The 15,141-nt window shown below is 66.9% G+C and carries 14 protein-coding genes; 8 read left to right on the top strand and 6 right to left on the bottom strand.

Annotated elements, in window-relative coordinates:
• The first annotated feature begins 17 nt into the window (after window positions 1-17).
• The 7 genes from murA (at window position 18) to BoBH3_RS07100 (ending at window position 6,384) form a co-directional block, all read left to right on the top strand.
• On the top strand, window positions 18-1,307 hold the full coding sequence (murA, locus tag BoBH3_RS07130; RefSeq protein WP_262330068.1) for a UDP-N-acetylglucosamine 1-carboxyvinyltransferase: 1,290 nt from the start codon (window positions 18-20) through the stop codon (window positions 1,305-1,307).
• A gap of 45 nt (window positions 1,308-1,352) precedes the next feature.
• Complete coding sequence (locus BoBH3_RS07125) at window positions 1,353-1,799, top strand: DUF2948 family protein (protein WP_262330067.1); 447 nt, start codon at window positions 1,353-1,355, stop codon at window positions 1,797-1,799.
• A gap of 218 nt (window positions 1,800-2,017) precedes the next feature.
• The gene (gene hisD / locus BoBH3_RS07120) at window positions 2,018-3,310 is read left to right on the top strand and encodes a histidinol dehydrogenase (RefSeq protein WP_262330066.1); all 1,293 of its coding nucleotides are present in this window, start codon (window positions 2,018-2,020) and stop codon (window positions 3,308-3,310) included.
• A gap of 37 nt (window positions 3,311-3,347) precedes the next feature.
• Window positions 3,348-3,836, top strand: a complete 489-nt coding sequence (locus BoBH3_RS07115) for a UPF0262 family protein (protein WP_262330065.1) — start codon at window positions 3,348-3,350, stop codon at window positions 3,834-3,836.
• A 32-nt stretch (window positions 3,837-3,868) separates the two neighbouring features.
• Entirely contained in the window at window positions 3,869-4,351 is a 483-nt protein-coding gene (locus tag BoBH3_RS07110; RefSeq protein WP_262330064.1) for an arsenate-mycothiol transferase ArsC, read from the top strand.
• A gap of 201 nt (window positions 4,352-4,552) precedes the next feature.
• Entirely contained in the window at window positions 4,553-4,930 is a 378-nt protein-coding gene (locus BoBH3_RS07105; RefSeq protein ID WP_262330063.1) for a hypothetical protein, read from the top strand.
• Window positions 4,927-6,384, top strand: coding sequence for a methyl-accepting chemotaxis protein (locus tag BoBH3_RS07100; protein WP_262330062.1), 1,458 nt, complete (start codon window positions 4,927-4,929; stop codon window positions 6,382-6,384). The genes BoBH3_RS07105 and BoBH3_RS07100 overlap by 4 nt, the downstream gene beginning before the upstream one ends.
• 80 nt (window positions 6,385-6,464) lie before the next feature.
• Here the strand turns inward: BoBH3_RS07100 and BoBH3_RS07095 are convergent, their stop codons facing one another.
• The 6 genes from BoBH3_RS07095 to BoBH3_RS07070 form a co-directional block, all read right to left on the bottom strand.
• Window positions 6,465-7,682 carry a phosphopentomutase gene (locus BoBH3_RS07095; protein WP_262330061.1) on the bottom strand — a complete coding sequence of 406 codons (1,218 nt, stop codon included), beginning with the start codon at window positions 7,680-7,682 and terminating at the stop codon, window positions 6,465-6,467.
• A 10-nt stretch (window positions 7,683-7,692) separates the two neighbouring features.
• On the bottom strand, window positions 7,693-9,321 hold the full coding sequence (locus tag BoBH3_RS07090) for an ABC transporter ATP-binding protein (RefSeq protein WP_262330060.1): 1,629 nt from the start codon (window positions 9,319-9,321) through the stop codon (window positions 7,693-7,695).
• Window positions 9,318-10,493 (bottom strand): ABC transporter permease, encoded by a 1,176-nt coding sequence (locus BoBH3_RS07085; RefSeq protein WP_262330059.1) that lies wholly within the window; start codon window positions 10,491-10,493, stop codon window positions 9,318-9,320. Before BoBH3_RS07085 ends, BoBH3_RS07090 begins: the two co-directional genes overlap by 4 nt.
• A 7-nt stretch (window positions 10,494-10,500) precedes the next feature.
• Window positions 10,501-11,586: a microcin C ABC transporter permease YejB gene (locus tag BoBH3_RS07080; RefSeq protein ID WP_262330058.1), complete on the bottom strand. Its 1,086-nt coding sequence runs from the start codon at window positions 11,584-11,586 to the stop codon at window positions 10,501-10,503.
• A gap of 7 nt (window positions 11,587-11,593) precedes the next feature.
• Window positions 11,594-13,462, bottom strand: coding sequence for an extracellular solute-binding protein (locus BoBH3_RS07075; RefSeq protein ID WP_262330057.1), 1,869 nt, complete (start codon window positions 13,460-13,462; stop codon window positions 11,594-11,596).
• Between the two features lie 188 nt (window positions 13,463-13,650).
• Window positions 13,651-14,193 carry a c-type cytochrome gene (locus BoBH3_RS07070; protein ID WP_262330056.1) on the bottom strand — a complete coding sequence of 181 codons (543 nt, stop codon included), beginning with the start codon at window positions 14,191-14,193 and terminating at the stop codon, window positions 13,651-13,653.
• A 195-nt stretch (window positions 14,194-14,388) separates the two neighbouring features.
• Here BoBH3_RS07070 and BoBH3_RS07065 point away from each other — a divergent pair, with 195 nt between their 5' ends.
• The gene (locus BoBH3_RS07065) at window positions 14,389-15,123 is read left to right on the top strand and encodes a 3-deoxy-manno-octulosonate cytidylyltransferase (RefSeq protein WP_262330055.1); all 735 of its coding nucleotides are present in this window, start codon (window positions 14,389-14,391) and stop codon (window positions 15,121-15,123) included.
• Window positions 15,124-15,141 lie beyond the last annotated feature (18 nt).

Here is a 15,141-nt window from a genome sequence, read left to right as displayed (position 1 = left end):
TCGAGCAGGACCTGAAGATGGACAAGATCCGCATCACCGGCGGCCAGAGCCTCAATGGCGCGATTCCGATCTCCGGGGCGAAGAACGCCGCGCTGCCGCTGATGATCGCGAGCCTGCTGACGGACGAGACGTTGACGCTGACCAACGTCCCGCGCCTTTCCGACGTCACGGCGCTCTCGCGCATCCTGTCGAACCACGGCGTCGACCGCACCGTCGCCGGCAAACGCATCGGCCAGTCGGCCGAGACGGGCCAGACCATGGCGCTGACCGCACGCCAGATCGTCGATACCTGCGCGCCCTACGAGCTGGTCTCGACCATGCGCGCGAGCTTCTGGGTCATTGCGCCGATCCTGGCGCGGATGGGCGAGGCCAAGGTTTCGCTGCCCGGCGGCTGCGCCATCGGCACCCGCCCGGTCGATCTGCTGCTGATGGCGCTGGAGAAGCTCGGCGCCGAGATCGTGATCGAGAACGGCTATGCGCTGGCGCGCGCGCCCAAGGGCCTCAAGGGCGGCCAGATCGTCTTCCCGAAGGTCACGGTCGGCGGCACGCACACCGCCCTGATGGCCGCTGTCCTCGCCCAGGGCACGACCGTGATCGAGAACGCCGCTCGCGAGCCCGAAGTCACGGACCTCGCCGCCTGCCTCGTCAAGATGGGCGCGAAGATCGAGGGCGCCGGCACCTCGCGCATCGTCGTCACCGGCGTTTCGCGTCTCGGCGGCGCGCATCACGCCGTGCTGCCGGACCGGATCGAGACCGGCACCTATGCGATGGCGGTCGCCATGGCCGGCGGCGACGTCATGCTCGAGGGTGCCCGCCCCGAGCTGCTGCAGGAAGCGCTGGACACGCTGGTCAAGGCCGGTGTCGAGATCAGCACCACGAACGAGGGCGTCCGCGTGCGCCGCAACGGCCACGGCATCGAGGCGGTCGATGTCGACACCTCGCCTTTCCCGGGTTTTCCGACGGATCTGCAGGCGCAGTTCATGGCGCTGATGACCAGGGCGAAGGGCACCTCGCGTATCCGCGAGACCATCTTTGAGAACCGTTTCATGCATGTGCAGGAACTCGCCCGGCTCGGCGCGAAGATCCGGCTGGACGGCGATGTCGCCCATGTCGAGGGCGTGCCGAAGCTCACCGGCGCGCCTGTCATGGCGACCGATCTGCGCGCCTCGGTCTCGCTCGTCATCGGCGGTCTCGCCGCCGAAGGCGACACCACCATCAACCGCGTCTACCATCTCGATCGTGGCTTCGAGGCGCTGGAAGCCAAGCTTTCGCGCTGCGGGGCGGTGGTGGAGCGCATCAGCGGTTGATTCTGGACGGTTGATTTTCTCGGGGCGTCTCGCCAGAACAGTGCCATGTCTGACGATGCCGCCGACCCGCTGAAGCTCATCGCGCTCGACGCTGACGACCTCGCGATCGTCTCAGCCCATCTCCAGGATGCGGTGCTGAAGGCGGTCGATCTCGTCTATCTGCCGGCCGAGAAGCGCTTTGCCCTGGCGGCGCGGCGCTTCGATTGGGAGGGCGCGCAGCACGGCGAGCGCCGGCGCCGGCTGACTGCGCTGCATTTCGACCGCGTCCTCAATGTCCGCAGCGCCAAGCTCGATCCGAAGGATGCCGGCAAGGTACTCAACCTCCTCGCCATCACCTTCGACCAGGGCGAGGAGCCGGCCGGCGACGTCACGCTGCATTTCTCGGAAGGCGCGGCGATCCGCCTCTCGGTCGAATGCGTCGAGGCCCAGATGAAGGACCTCGGGCCGGTCTGGGAGGCCGTGGCCACGCCGGGCCACCCCGACGAGGGCTGAAGGCTTTTCGTCCGACGACTTCTATCGGCTGCTCCCATCGTCTAATAACGCGCCGTCATCCCGGACAAGCCGCGCAGCGGCGCCGATCCGGGATCCATGCCGGAGCGCTTCCTGTGAAGGTTCCGGCATGGATCCCGGGTCTCCCTTCGGTCGCCCGGGATGACTGCTGAAGATGCGCGGGGGATGAATCCTCGCCGTCGCCAATCCGAGGAACACCCATGCCGATCAGGCTCGACGACCGGGATGCAGGCTTCACGGAAGGCTTTTCGGCGCTGCTGTCCGCCAAGCGCGAGGTCTCGGAGGAGGTCGACCGTGTTGCAGCCGACATCATCGCCGAAATCCGCGGGAAGGGCGATGCCGCGCTGATCGCCTATACCAGCCGCTTCGATGCGCTGGATCTCACGCCCGAAACGCTGCGCGTCAGCGAGGCCGAGATCGACGCGGCCATCGCCGCCTGCTCGGCCGAGCTGCTGATGGCGCTGGAAACCGCGCGCGACCGCATCCTGGCCTATCACGAGCGTCAGAAGCCGACCGATTCCTGGGTGAAGGACGCCGCCGGCATCGAGACCGGCTGGCGCTGGAGCGCCATCGAGGCCGTCGGGCTCTATGTGCCGGGGGGCACTGCGAGCTACCCGTCTTCCGTGCTGATGAACGCGATTCCGGCGAAGGTCGCGGGTGTGCCGCGCATCGTCATGGTCGCGCCGACCCCGCGCGGCGAAACCAACCCGCTCGTCCTCGCAGCGGCACGTCTTGCCGGTGTCGACGAGGTCTATCGCATCGGCGGCGCGCAGGCCGTGGCGGCGTTGGCCTATGGCACGGCGAGCATCGCGCCTGTCGCCAAGATCGTCGGCCCCGGCAACGCCTATGTCGCCGCCGCCAAGCGCCGTGTGTTCGGCCAGGTCGGCATCGACATGATCGCCGGCCCCTCCGAGGTGTTGGTCATTGCCGACCGCACCGCCAATCCCGACTGGATCGCCGCCGATTTGCTGGCGCAGGCCGAGCATGACGTCTCCGCCCAGTCGATCCTGATGACGGACGATGCCGGCCTCGCGGCCGAGGTCGAGAAGGCGGTCGAGGCCCAGTTGAAGACGCTGCCGCGCGCCGGGATCGCCGGAAAGAGCTGGCAGGACTTCGGCGCGATCCTGCTCGTGGCCGATCTCGAGGCCGCTGTGCCGCTGGTCGACCGCATCGCGCCCGAGCATCTCGAGATCATGACCGCAGAGCCCGAGCGCCTGAGCAATCTGATCCGCAATGCCGGGGCGATCTTCCTGGGCGGCCATACGCCCGAGGCGATCGGGGACTATGTCGGCGGCCCCAACCATGTCCTGCCCACGGCGCGCTCGGCCCGCTTCTCTTCGGGGCTGGGCGTCGGCGACTTCATGAAGCGCACTTCGCTGCTGAAATGCGGCCCCGAGGGGCTGCGCGCCCTGGCCTCGGCCGCGACGCAACTCGCCGAAGCGGAGGGCTTGCAGGCGCATGGCCGATCCGTGACGATCAGACTCAATCTTTGAGAGCCGGTCTCTCGCCGGCGCCGCGGCAGGAGTAGCGATGCCAACGGTCTCATCTCCCGACAGGCGCAGCCTGGTCGGCGTCACGCTCGATGAGGACTCGCTCGGCCGCGGCACGCCGGACCAGGAGCACGAGCGCGCCGTCGCCATCTACGACCTGATCGAGCGCAACCGCTTCTCGGTGCCGGAGCATGATGGCGGGCCCTACCTCGTCCATCTCGCCCTGGTGGAGCGCCGCCTGGTTCTGGAGGTCAAGGAGGCGGGAGGCGCAGCCGTGGTGACCCACCACCTCTCGCTCAGCCCGTTCCGACGCATCATCAAGGACTATGAGCTGATCTGCGAGAGCTACTACGCCGCCATCCGCACGGCGACACCTTCGCAGATCGAGGCGATCGACATGGGCCGGCGCGGCCTCCATGACGAGGCGGCCGTCATCCTCGCCGAGCGGCTGGCCAACAAGGTCGAGATCGACTTCGACACCGCGCGCCGCCTCTTCACGCTGATCTTTGCCCTTCACTGGAAGGGCTGACGCGCTTGGAGCCCAAAGCATTTTCAGGCGAAATGGATATCGGTTCGCGTGAAGAAAATGCGCCCAATGCGCAGCCGGCCATCCCGCGAAAGGTCCAGAGCGTCCTGTTCATCTGCGCGATGAACGCCGTGCGCTCGCCGATTGCCGAGGCGCTGGCCAAGCACTTTTTCGGCAAGTCGATCTATGTCCAGTCGGCCGGCGCCAGGAAGGGCGAGCCCGACGGCTTCGCGCTCGCGGTGCTGGACGAGATCGGCATCGATCTCAGCCGCCATAAGCCGAAATCGGTCGATGAGCTGGAGGAATGGGAGGGGCTGAATTTCGACCTCATCATCTCGCTCTCGCCGGAGGCGCACCACCGGGCGCTGGAGCTGACCCGCACCCTCGCGGTCGATGTCGAATACTGGCCGACCGTCGATCCCACAGTGTTCCAGGGCTCGCGCGAGCAGAAGCTCGACGCTTATCGCGATGTCCGCGACGGGCTGATCCGGCGCATCAAGCAGCGCTTGCAGGGCTGACGCGCTTCGCGGAATCGTACCCAGTTCGGTAGGTTTCGATTGAAAATGTCGGAGGATGCCAAGCGATAGATTGTATTATTATCGCGTCGATAAAACATGAGCCAAGGACTTGGCGCAAAACTTTGCTGCATGGCGTAAGTGAAATTTTACGCAACTCGTCTTGAGTGGTCATGCCCCGACGTATCGAGTGATCCGCCGTCCATGCCTTCGTCTCGCCCTGTGAACTCCGGCACGCTCCGGGAGGAGCGGCTCTCGCCGGGCGGCAGCCTTTTGGTCGGCGCGATCTGTCTGCTCGTCAGCCTCGCGCCACTTGCCAGCCTCGCGGGCGCCGGCAAGGGCGCTGAACCGGTGGCGATCGTCTTCCCGCCCTGGGTTTCCGGCCCGGAAGCAATCGCGCTCAGCTTTGCGGCCGGTCATAAGGTGCTCCGCACCGGGCGCCTTTCCTCCATCGTCGTGGTCGCTCCCGCCGCTTCGGGCGCCAAGGCCAGGCCGCTGCCCAGCGGCGCCTGGCTCTCGCTGGCTCTTTCGGGCCTGGCAGGGTGTCTCGATGCCGCAGACCCGGCGCAGGTGACGATATGATCTGGTCACTCCCGGCTGTGCGCCGCGGCGTGGCGCAGGCGCTTCTCGCGCTGTCCGTCATCCATCTGCCGTTGCTGGTGCTGGCCTTTTGGGCGAACGGCTCCTCGGGCCTCGTCCCCGTCGCCCTCTCCGCAGTGACGGTGGCGGTAGCCGTGCTGCTCTACGGCCTTTTCGGAACGGCGATCGTGACGCAGCTCGTCATCGCGGCGGTGCTGATCGGGCAGGTGTCGACGATGGTGTTCAGCTTCGCCGGTCATCCCTGGCAGCCGGACATGCACATGTACTATTTCGCGGTGCTGGCGCTGCTCGCCGGCTTCTGCGACTGGCGGCCCGTTCTGATGGGGGCGGTGCTGACGGCGCTGCATCATCTCGTCCTGCAGTATGTATTGCCGGCGGCCGTGTTCTATCAGGGCGGCAGCCTGCTGCGCGTGCTGCTGCATGCGGTGATCGTCGTCATCGAGACTTCGTTCCTGGCGATATTCGCCATCGTGATGCAGCGCATGTTCGCGCGTCACGAGGAAAACCTCGAACGGGCGCAGGCCGTGGCTGAGCGCGAGCGCATCGCCGGCGAGAAGGAGCGTGCCCTCTCGGAGGAGCTCGCCCGGCGCGCGCAGGCGCTGCGGGAGATCGTGTCGGGCTTCCGTCAGCAGATGGAGCAGGCGATGGCGGTGCTCGACCATTCGGCCGTGGCGATGAAGGGCGAGGCCGGCACGCTGACGGCGACCTCGGACCGCGTGCGTCTGCAGACCGCGCTCGTCTCCGATTCCGCTGCGGGCACCATGCAGAGCATCGAGCATCTCTCGGCCGCGAGCACCGAGCTCGTCGCCTCGATCGGCGAGATCGGCCGCAATGCGGCGGACTCCGCCGACGGCTCGAAATCGACGGCCGAACTGGCGCGCAGCGCCAGCGCGGAGATCGAGCATCTGGCCCGCAGCAGCGAGAATGTCGGCACTGTCGTCGAGATCATCCGCAGCATCGCGGCCCAAACCAGCATGCTGGCGCTGAACGCCACCATCGAGGCTGCGCGCGCCGGCGAGATGGGCCGCGGCTTCGCTGTCGTCGCCAGCGAGGTGAAGACGCTCTCCTCGCAGACCGCGAAGGCGACCGACGAGGTCTCCCACCAGATCGGGGCGATGCAGAAGGCTTCGCAGCGCTCGCTCAAGGCCATTCGCGATATCGTCGAGGCGATCGGCGCGGTCGAGAGCGTCGCCAACGCGATCGCGCTTTCCGTCGACGAGCAGAGCCACGCTACCGCCGAGATCGCCCATCAGGTTCACCTGTCCTTCCAGGGCGCCCAGCGCAGCGCCGACGTCGCCGGCGGCTTCGACCTCATGACCCGTGAGACGCACGACGCCGCCGAGCAGCTCCAGAGCACGGCGAGCGCGCTCGCGCAGCAGGCGCAGGACATCCGCCGCGAGGTCGCGAGCTTCTGCGAGCAGGTGGCGGCGGCCTGAGCTCGGCCTTTTACTCCGCCTGGATCGTCATTGCTTCGTCGCTTCGCTTTTCGCAATGACGGGTAGTGCGATGGGGCGAGCTACCAGGCCCGGCCGGGGCCGACGGGGCCGATGCCGAGGAAGACGCCGAGGCTCGCGGCGATATCGGCGAAGCTCTCGCGACGTCCCAGCGGCTGCGGTGTGATGCCGGGGCCGAAGGCGAGGATCGGCACATGCTCGCGCGTATGGTCGGTGCCGCGCCATGTCGGGTCGTTGCCATGGTCGGCGGTGATGACGGCGATGTCTCCGGGCCTCAGCATGGCTTCCAGACGCGGTAGCTGCCGGTCGAAGGCTTCCAGCGCGGCGGCATAGCCCGGCACATCGCGGCGATGGCCGAACTCGGTGTCGAAATCGACGAGGTTGACGAAACAGAAGCCGCCATCGGGGAGCTCATCCCAGGCCGCCAGCGCAGCTTCCATCATCGCATGGTTGCCGAAGGGCTTGATCTCCTCGCCGGTGGCGCGATGGGCGAAGATGTCGCCGATCTTTCCAACGGTGACGATCTTGCGGCCCTGCGCCGTCAGCCGGTCGAGGATCGTCTCGGCAGGCGGCGGGATCGCGAAATCCTTGCGATTGCCGGTGCGGGTGAAGCCTTCCTCGACGGAGCCCACGAAAGGCCGCGCGATGACGCGCCCGATCCTTAAGGGGTCGACCAACCTTCGCACCGTCTTGCAGAGCGCGTAGAGCCGCTCCAGCCCGAAATGCTCCTCATGCGCCGCGATCTGCAGCACGGAATCGACCGAGGTGTAGCAGATCGGCTTGCCCGTCCGGATGTGCTCCTCGCCGAGCTCCTCGATGATCGCGATGCCGGAAGCATGCCGGTCGCCGAGGATGCCGGGCAGGGCGCCTTCCTTGACGATGCCGGCGACGAGCTCGGGCGGGAAGGAGTTTTCCAGTTCTGTGAAATAGCCCCATGGCAAGGAGACCGGGCAGCCGGCGATCTCCCAATGGCCCGAGGGCGTATCCTTTCCCTGGCTGATCTCGACGCCGTAGCCCCAGCGCCCTTCAGGCGCGGCCGGCATCTCGACCCCGGCGAGCGGACGCCCCGTCGAAGCCTCGCAGGCATGGGCGAGGCCGAGCCGCACGAGATTGGGCAGCGTTAGCGGCCCTTGGCGAAGCCCCTCCCGGTCGCCGTGGCCCTCGGTGCAGGCCCGTGCGATATGGCCGAGCGTGTCGGAGCCGGCGTCGCCATAGGCCGCCGCATCCTCGGCGCCGCCGCAACCGACCGAATCCAGCACGATCAGGATCGCGCGTGCCATCTGCCAGATCCTAGTCCCTGACCGCGCTGTGCCCGGCCGTCTCCATGTTCAGCGCGGCCGCCAGCAGCGCCAGCGTATAGGGCTCGCGCGGCTTGGCGAAGATGGTTTCCGCCGGTCCTTCCTCGACGACCTTGCCGTTCTGCATCACCAGCACCCGGTGCGACAGCGCCCGCACGACCTTGAGATCGTGGCTGATGAAGAGATAGCCCAGTTTGCGCTTCGCCTGCAGCCCGCGCAGCAGCTCGACGATCTGCGCCTGGACCGACATATCCAGCGCCGAGGTCGGCTCGTCGAGCACGACGAATTTCGGATCGAGCGCCATGGCGCGCGCGATGGCGATGCGCTGGCGCTGGCCGCCGGAGAATTCATGCGGGTAACGGTCCATGGCAGCCGGGTCGAGCCCGACATCGGCGAGCGCCTGCGCCACGATCTCGCGACGCCTCTCATAGGTCAGGCCCGGCTGCTGGATGGCGAGCCCTTCCGCCACGATCTCCGCCACCGACATGCGCGGCGAGAGTGAGCCATAGGGGTCCTGGAAGACGACCTGCAGATCCTTGCGCTTCGGCCTGACCGCGCGGCTCGACAGCCCGTCGATGCGGTCCCCGAGGAAGACGATGGGGCCTTCGGACGAGATCAGTCGCAGGATGGCGAGGCCGAGCGTGGTCTTGCCGGAGCCGGATTCGCCGACGATGCCCAGCGTCTCGCCCTCGCGCACCGAGACGGAGATGCCGTCGACTGCCTTCACATGGCCTGTCGTGCGGCGCATGAATCCGGTCTTGATCGGGAACCAGACCTTGACCGGCCCGGCTTCGAGCAGCGTCGGCGCGTCGGCCGGGATGGGGGCGGGGCGGCCCTTCGGCTCTGCCGCGAGCAGGCGCCGCGTATACTCGTGCCGCGGACTGGCGAAGACTTCGCCGACCGGGCCCTGCTCGACGATCCGCCCCTTCAGCATCACGCAGACCCTGTCGGCGATGCGCCGGACGATGCCGAGATCATGGGTGATGAACAGCATCGCCATGCCGAGCCGGGTCTGCAGCTCCTTCAGCAGCTTGAGGATCTGCGCCTGCACTGTGACGTCGAGCGCGGTCGTCGGCTCGTCCGCGATCAGGAGATGCGGCTCGTTGGCGAGCGCCATGGCGATCATCACGCGCTGGCGCTGCCCGCCGGAGAGCTGGTGCGGATAGGCGTCGAGGCGGCTTGCCGCATCGCGGATGCCGACGAGTTCCAGCAGCTCGAGCGTGCGGGCGCGTGCCTTCTCGCCACGCAAGCCCTTGTGCAGCTCGAGGATCTCGCCGATCTGCCGCTCGATCGTGTGCAGCGGGTTGAGCGAGGTCATCGGCTCCTGGAACACCATGGTGATGTCGTTGCCGCGCACCTTGCGCATGGCGTCCTCGTCGGCGGCGAGCAGATCCTGCCCGTCGAAGACGATGCGTCCGGAGGGGTGATGCGCTGCCGGATAGTTCAGCAGCTTCAGGATCGACAGCGCCGAGACGGACTTGCCGGAACCGGATTCCCCCACGAGCGCCAGCGTCTCCCCGCGGCCGATGGAGAAGGAGACATGGTCGACGGCGAGCGTCTCTCGCCCGCCCTGGCGGAAGGCGACGGAGAGGTCTTCGACGGAGAGGAGAGGCGCGCTCATGCGAAGGTCTTCCGCGGGTCGAAGGCGTCGCGCACGGCCTCGCCGATGAAGATCAGCAGCGAGAGCATCAGCGCGATGACCATGAAGCCGGAAAGCCCCAGCCAGGGCGCCTGAAGGTTCGCCTTGCCTTGGGCGAGCAGCTCACCCAGCGAGGGCGAGCCGGGCGGCAGGCCGAAGCCCAGGAAGTCGAGCGAGGTCAGCGTCGTGATCGAGCCGTTGAGGATGAAGGGCAGGAAGGTCAGCGTCGCCACCATCGCGTTGGGTAGCAGGTGCCGCCACATGATCATGCGGTTGGAGAGGCCGAGTGCCCGGGCGGCTCGGACATATTCGAAGTTGCGCGCCCGCAGGAATTCGGCGCGCACGACACCGACCAGCGCCACCCAGGAGAACAGCAGCAGGATGCCGAGCAGCACGAAGAAGCTCGGCGTGATGATCGCCGCCACGATGATCAGCAGGTAGAGCGACGGGATTGAGGTCCAGATCTCGATCAGGCGCTGGAAGATCAGGTCCGTCCAGCCGCCGAAATAGCCCTGGATCGCGCCGGCCGTGATGCCGACCACCGAGGAGAAGGCGCACAGGATCAGCCCGAACAGCACGGAGATGCGGAAGCCGTAGATCAGCCGCGCCACCACGTCGCGGCCCTGGTCGTCGGTGCCGAGCCAGTTCCATTCGAGATCGCGACAGGTGGCGCCGCCGGTGCGCTCGGCGATCGGCTTGCACTGCTCGTCCTTGAGCATCCAGGTCGGCGGGGCGGGAGCCGGGACCGGCAGGTCGAGATTATGCGTGCGGTAGGAGTAGCGGATCGGCGGCCAGAGCGCGAAGCCGTTATCCGCGATCTCCTTGGCGATCACCGGATCGCGGTAATCGGTGGTGGCGAGGAAGCCGCCGAACTTCTCCTCCGGGTAGTTCATCGCCACCGGGAACAGCCACTCGCCCTTGTAACGGACGAGCAGCGGCCGGTCGTTCGCGATGAACTCGGCAAAGAGCGAGAGCACGAACAGGACGAGGAAGAGCCACAGCGACCACCAGCCGCGCCGGTTCGCCTTGAAGTTGTCGAGCCTGCGCCGGTTGATCGGCGTCAGCTTCAGCCAGCCCTGGTTCGCCTCGGCTGGCGCGTGCGCGGCCTCGCTGCGCAGCGCAGGCAGGGGGGCCTCGATCAGCGTGTCGGTCATGCCCGCCTCACGCCTCCCTGCTCTCGAAGTCGATGCGGGGGTCGACCCAGCTATAGGTCAGGTCGGTGATGAGATGCACCACGAGGCCGATCAGCGAGAAGATGAAGAGATTGGCGAAGACGACCGGATAGTCGCGGTTGACGATCGCCTCGAAGGAAAGGAGCCCCAGCCCGTCGAGCGAGAAGATCGTCTCGATCAGCAGGGACCCGCCGAAGAGCGCATGCACGAAGGCGCCGGGAAAGCCCGCGATCACGATCAGCATGGCGTTGCGGAAGACATGGCCGTAGAGCACGCCGCGCTCCGAGAGGCCCTTCATCCGCGCGGTCAGGACGTATTGCTTGCGGATCTCGTCGAGGAAGGAGTTCTTGGTCAGCAGCGTCGAGGTCGCGAAGGCGCCCAGCGCCATGGCCAGCACCGGCAGGGCGATGTGCCAGAGATAATCTTTCGCCTTGCCGAGGAGCGAAAGCTCCGCCCAGTTGTCGGAGGTCAGGCCCCGGAGCGGGAAGATCTGCCAGAACGAGCCGCCGGCGAAGAGCACGATCAGCAGGATCGCGAAGAGGAAGCTCGGAATCGCATAGCCGACGATGACGATCGCGCTCGTCCAGGTGTCGAAGCGCGAGCCTTCCTTCACCGCCTTGCGGATGCCGAGCGGGATCGAGATCGCATATGAGAGCAGCGTCATCCACAGGCCCAGCGTGATCGAGACCGGCAGCTTCTCCTTGATGAGCTGGAGCACCGGCGCGTCGCGGAAATAGCTGCGGCCAAAGTCGAAGCGGGCATAGTCGCCGAGCATTTTCAGGAAGCGCTCATGCGCCGGCTTGTCGAAGCCGAACTGCTTCTCCAGCTCCTTGATGAAGGCGGGGTCGAGCCCCTGCGCGCCGCGATAGGCGGAAGCCTCCGCCTGGGCACCCGCATCGCCCGCCTGCCCGCCGCCGACACGGTCGGCCGCGCCGCTGTTCGGGTTCTGGAGCTGCGAGATCACGCGCTCGACCGGGCCGCCCGGAGCGAACTGCACGATGACGAAGGACACCAGCAGGATGCCGAACAACGTCGGCACCATCAGCGCGAGGCGCCGGGCGATGTAGCTCAGCATGCCGCCATCACGCCTTTCCGATCCGCTTGGCCTTCTCGGCGTTGAACCACCAGATCGACGGCGCGCCGGAGGAGTATTTCGGCTTGGTCGACGGGCGGTCGTACATGTCCCAATAGGCCAGCCATTCCTCGTCGTTCCACCACATCGGAATCCAGTAGCGTCCGGCGCGCAGCAGCCTGTCGAGGCATTTCGCCGCGACGACAACCTCGGCATAGCTCTGCGCCTGGCCGATCTTCTCGATCATCGCGTCGATGGCAGGGCTGCTGATGCCGCCGACATTGCGCGAGCCGCGCGTCTTTGCGGCTTCCGAGCCATAGACGATCCGCAGCGAGTCGCTCGGGATGGCGCTGCCGCCGAGCGCGCGGCTGATGATGTCGAAGTCGAACTCGTCGAGCCGGCGCTGATACTGCGCCCCGTCAACGATGCGGGAGGTCGCGTTGATGCCGAGCCGCTTGAGATTGGCCTGGAAGGGCTGTGTATGCGGCTGCAGCGCGCCCTGCGAATCGAGGAACTCGATCTCGAAGGGCTGGCCGTTAGGCAGCTTGAGCACATTGCCGTCGCGCTTGCAGCCGGCGGCGCGCAGCATCTCGTCGGCCTTGCGCAGAAGGTTGCGGTCGCTGCCCGAGCCGTCCGAAACCGGTGGCAGCCAGGGCTCGCCGAAGACCTCGTCGGGCACCTGGCCCCGGAAGGGTTCGAGCAGGGCGAGTTCCTCCGGCGCAGGCTTGCCGACGGCCTTCGAGTCGGAGTTCTCGAAATAGGAGGTCATGCGCTCATAGGAGCCGAACATGATCGTCTTGCGGGTCCATTCGAAGTCGAAGGCCAGGCCTAGCGCCTCGCGGATGCGCGGATCGGCGAATTTCTCGCGGCGGATATTGTAGACCCAGCCCTGCGAGCCGACAGGCTCGGTCTTCGGCAGGGCCTCCTTCTTCACCTTGCCGTCGTGCACGGCCGGGAAGTCGTAGCCCGTCGCCCAGATGCGCGAGGTGAACTCCTCCTGGAAGGTGATGACGCCGCTTTTGAAGGCCTCGAAGGCAACCTGCCGGTCGCGGAAATACTCCCAGCGCACCCGGTCGAAATTATTGGTGCCGATGTTCACGGCTAAGTCCTTGCCCCAGTAATCGGCGCGGCGTTCGAACTCGATGAAGCGTCCCTGTTCGAAGCGCCCGACCTTGTAGGGGCCGGAGCCCAGCGGGGGCTCCAGCGTCGAGGCGGTGAAATCCCGCGTCGACCAGTATGTCTCCGAGAAGACCGGCAGGCCGGCGACGACGAGGTGCAGGTCGCGGCTGCGCTTGGGCGAGAGCTTCACCACGACGATGTCGTCGCCTTCCGCCTCGGACGAGACGAGCTCGTTGAGCAGCAGCCGGAAGGAGGGATGGCCCTTCGCCTTCAGGATGTTCATCGAAAAGGCGACGTCGCGCGCGGTCACTCGCGAGCCGTCATGGAACCGCGCCTCTGGCCGCAGGCGAAAGCGATAGGTCTGCTTGTCGGGCGAGATCGCGACGCTCTTCGCCAGGAGCCCGTAGAGGGAGCCAGGCTCGTCGCCGGAGCCCGCCATCAGGCTGTCGAAACAGGCATCCATGCCCGCCGCGCCGTCGCCCTGCAGCACATAGGTGTTGAGCGTGTTGAAGGTGTCGAAGCTCTGGTTGCCGCCGGCCCGCTTGATCTGGCTCGTCAGCGAGCCGCCCTTCGGCGCCTTCGGGTTCACATAGGCGAAATGCGGGAAGTCCGGCGGCAGGCCGAGCTCGCCGAAGGTGGAGAGCCCATGCAATTCGGCATCCTGCGCCCATGCGGCCTGCGGCAGGGCGGGCAATGCAGCCGTGATCGCTGCAGCGCCTCCGGCCTCGAGCAGCCTGCGACGTGTGATGCGTCTCGCCATCGTTCAGCGTTCCTCGTCTGATTCGCCGCCCGCCAATCTCGCTTGTGGCGCGCGCTCACGGCAATGCCCCCGATTGTGCGGGCAAGCCGAAGGCGGGAGCAAGGCGTGCGTCAGAAAAGCCCATGCAAGACAAAAGCCGGGCTTGAGGCCCGGCTTCGTGGAAGTTTGGCGATCGCGGTCGATCCGGATCAGGGCGTCGGCAGCGGCTTCGGCGAGTCAGCCAGCTTGTTGAGATAGGCCACGACGTCCGCGCGGGTCTCGGGCTTGGCGATGCCGGCGAAAGCCATGATCGTGCCGGGCACATAGGCCTTCGGGTTCTTCAGGAAGTGGTCGAGCGCGTCGGCGTCCCAGGCCTTGTCAGCGCGGCCCTTCATCGCGGCAGAGTAGCCGAAGCCGGCGACCGAGCCCTCGTTGCGGCCATAGACATCATAGAGATGGGGGCCGACCTTGTTGGCGCCGCCCTTCTCGAAGGTGTGGCAGGCCTTGCAGGCCGCGGTGGCTTTCTCGCCCCTGGCCGGGTCGGCCTTGGCGAGGCGAACCGCGATCGGCTCCTCGGCGGCCGGAGCAGCTGCACCACCGGCGCTGGCGGCCGGTTCCTCGCTCGGCAGGTCGAAGCCCGGCACGGCCGGCTTCTTCGGGGCGAAGACGATGCCCGCGGCCATGCTGAGGCTCATCACGACGAGCAGCGTGGAGAGAACCGCGCCGGCGATCTTGTTGGCTTCGATGTTCATCGTATCCGAACCCTGGTGCCTCCTTGGCCAAGGCCGGGAGACGAGATAGCGCTTCGCCGGAGTCTCGAAAGACTCCAGCCTCCGCCGTTGCTTAACCGCTTTGCGCGCTTCATTGCAACTCGTATAAGCACGCACGCTTTGAGACTTTTTGCCGCCGCGCCATGCGTGGCCTTCCTGCCGAGCTTGCCCGAAATCATGTCCAACCCGCTGATCCTGATCCCCGCCCGCATGCAGGCGACGCGCCTGCCCGGCAAGCCGCTGGCCGACATCCATGGCGAGCCGATGATCGTCCATGTCTGGCGCCGCGCCGTCCAATCCGGAGCCGGGGACGTCGCGGTTGCGACGGATGCTCCCGAGATCGCCGCCGCGATCGAGGCGGCCGGCGGTAAGGCGGTGATGACCAGCGCTGCCCACCAGACCGGTTCGGACCGGATCAAGGAAGCCGCCGACATCCTCGATCCGGAGCGGAAGTACGACATCATCGTCAATGTTCAGGGTGATTTCCCGACGCTGGCCCCGTCAGCCATCGCCGCGGCGGTGAAGCCGCTGGCCGATCCGGCTGTGGATATCGCGACGCTTGCGGGCGTCATCGACGACGAGGAGGAGAAGACGGCGCCGAGCGTCGTGAAGCTCATCGGCAGCGAGATCGCGCCGGGCCATATGAGGGCGCTCTACTTTACGCGCGCCACGGCGCCGACGGGCGAGGGGCCGCTTTACCACCATATCGGCCTCTACGCTTATCGCCGTGCGGCGCTCGACCGTTTCGTCAGCTTGCCGCAATCGCCGCTGGAGCTGCGCGAGAAGCTGGAACAGCTGCGCGCGCTGGAAGATGGCATGCGCATCGATGTCATGGTCATCGACCATGTGCCGCGCGGCGTCGATACGCCCCCCGATCTCGATCGCGCGCGCGCGATCCTGAAATCTCGTTGAGCAGCCGGAAAGCGTCCC

It is taken from the genome of Allobosea sp. BH3 (genome assembly GCF_025499465.1).
GTDB lineage: Bacteria > Pseudomonadota > Alphaproteobacteria > Rhizobiales > Beijerinckiaceae > Allobosea.
Note: the sequence above shows the minus strand (reverse complement) of the source record. Positions and strands in the feature narration are given on the sequence as shown.

Coding starts and splice junctions, on each gene's coding strand:
- BoBH3_RS07070 (WP_262330056.1), bottom strand. CDS start 14,193: ATGAACATCGAAGCCAACAAGATCGCCGGCGCGGTTCTCTCCACGCTG.
- BoBH3_RS07115 (WP_262330065.1), top strand. CDS start 3,348: ATGCCAACGGTCTCATCTCCCGACAGGCGCAGCCTGGTCGGCGTCACG.
- BoBH3_RS07105 (WP_262330063.1), top strand. CDS start 4,553: ATGCCTTCGTCTCGCCCTGTGAACTCCGGCACGCTCCGGGAGGAGCGG.
- BoBH3_RS07090 (WP_262330060.1), bottom strand. CDS start 9,321: ATGAGCGCGCCTCTCCTCTCCGTCGAAGACCTCTCCGTCGCCTTCCGC.
- BoBH3_RS07065 (WP_262330055.1), top strand. CDS start 14,389: ATGTCCAACCCGCTGATCCTGATCCCCGCCCGCATGCAGGCGACGCGC.
- BoBH3_RS07085 (WP_262330059.1), bottom strand. CDS start 10,493: ATGACCGACACGCTGATCGAGGCCCCCCTGCCTGCGCTGCGCAGCGAG.
- BoBH3_RS07080 (WP_262330058.1), bottom strand. CDS start 11,586: ATGCTGAGCTACATCGCCCGGCGCCTCGCGCTGATGGTGCCGACGTTG.
- BoBH3_RS07100 (WP_262330062.1), top strand. CDS start 4,927: ATGATCTGGTCACTCCCGGCTGTGCGCCGCGGCGTGGCGCAGGCGCTT.
- BoBH3_RS07075 (WP_262330057.1), bottom strand. CDS start 13,462: ATGGCGAGACGCATCACACGTCGCAGGCTGCTCGAGGCCGGAGGCGCT.
- murA (WP_262330068.1), top strand. CDS start 18: ATGGACAAGATCCGCATCACCGGCGGCCAGAGCCTCAATGGCGCGATT.
- BoBH3_RS07095 (WP_262330061.1), bottom strand. CDS start 7,682: ATGGCACGCGCGATCCTGATCGTGCTGGATTCGGTCGGTTGCGGCGGC.
- BoBH3_RS07110 (WP_262330064.1), top strand. CDS start 3,869: ATGGATATCGGTTCGCGTGAAGAAAATGCGCCCAATGCGCAGCCGGCC.
- BoBH3_RS07125 (WP_262330067.1), top strand. CDS start 1,353: ATGTCTGACGATGCCGCCGACCCGCTGAAGCTCATCGCGCTCGACGCT.
- hisD (WP_262330066.1), top strand. CDS start 2,018: ATGCCGATCAGGCTCGACGACCGGGATGCAGGCTTCACGGAAGGCTTT.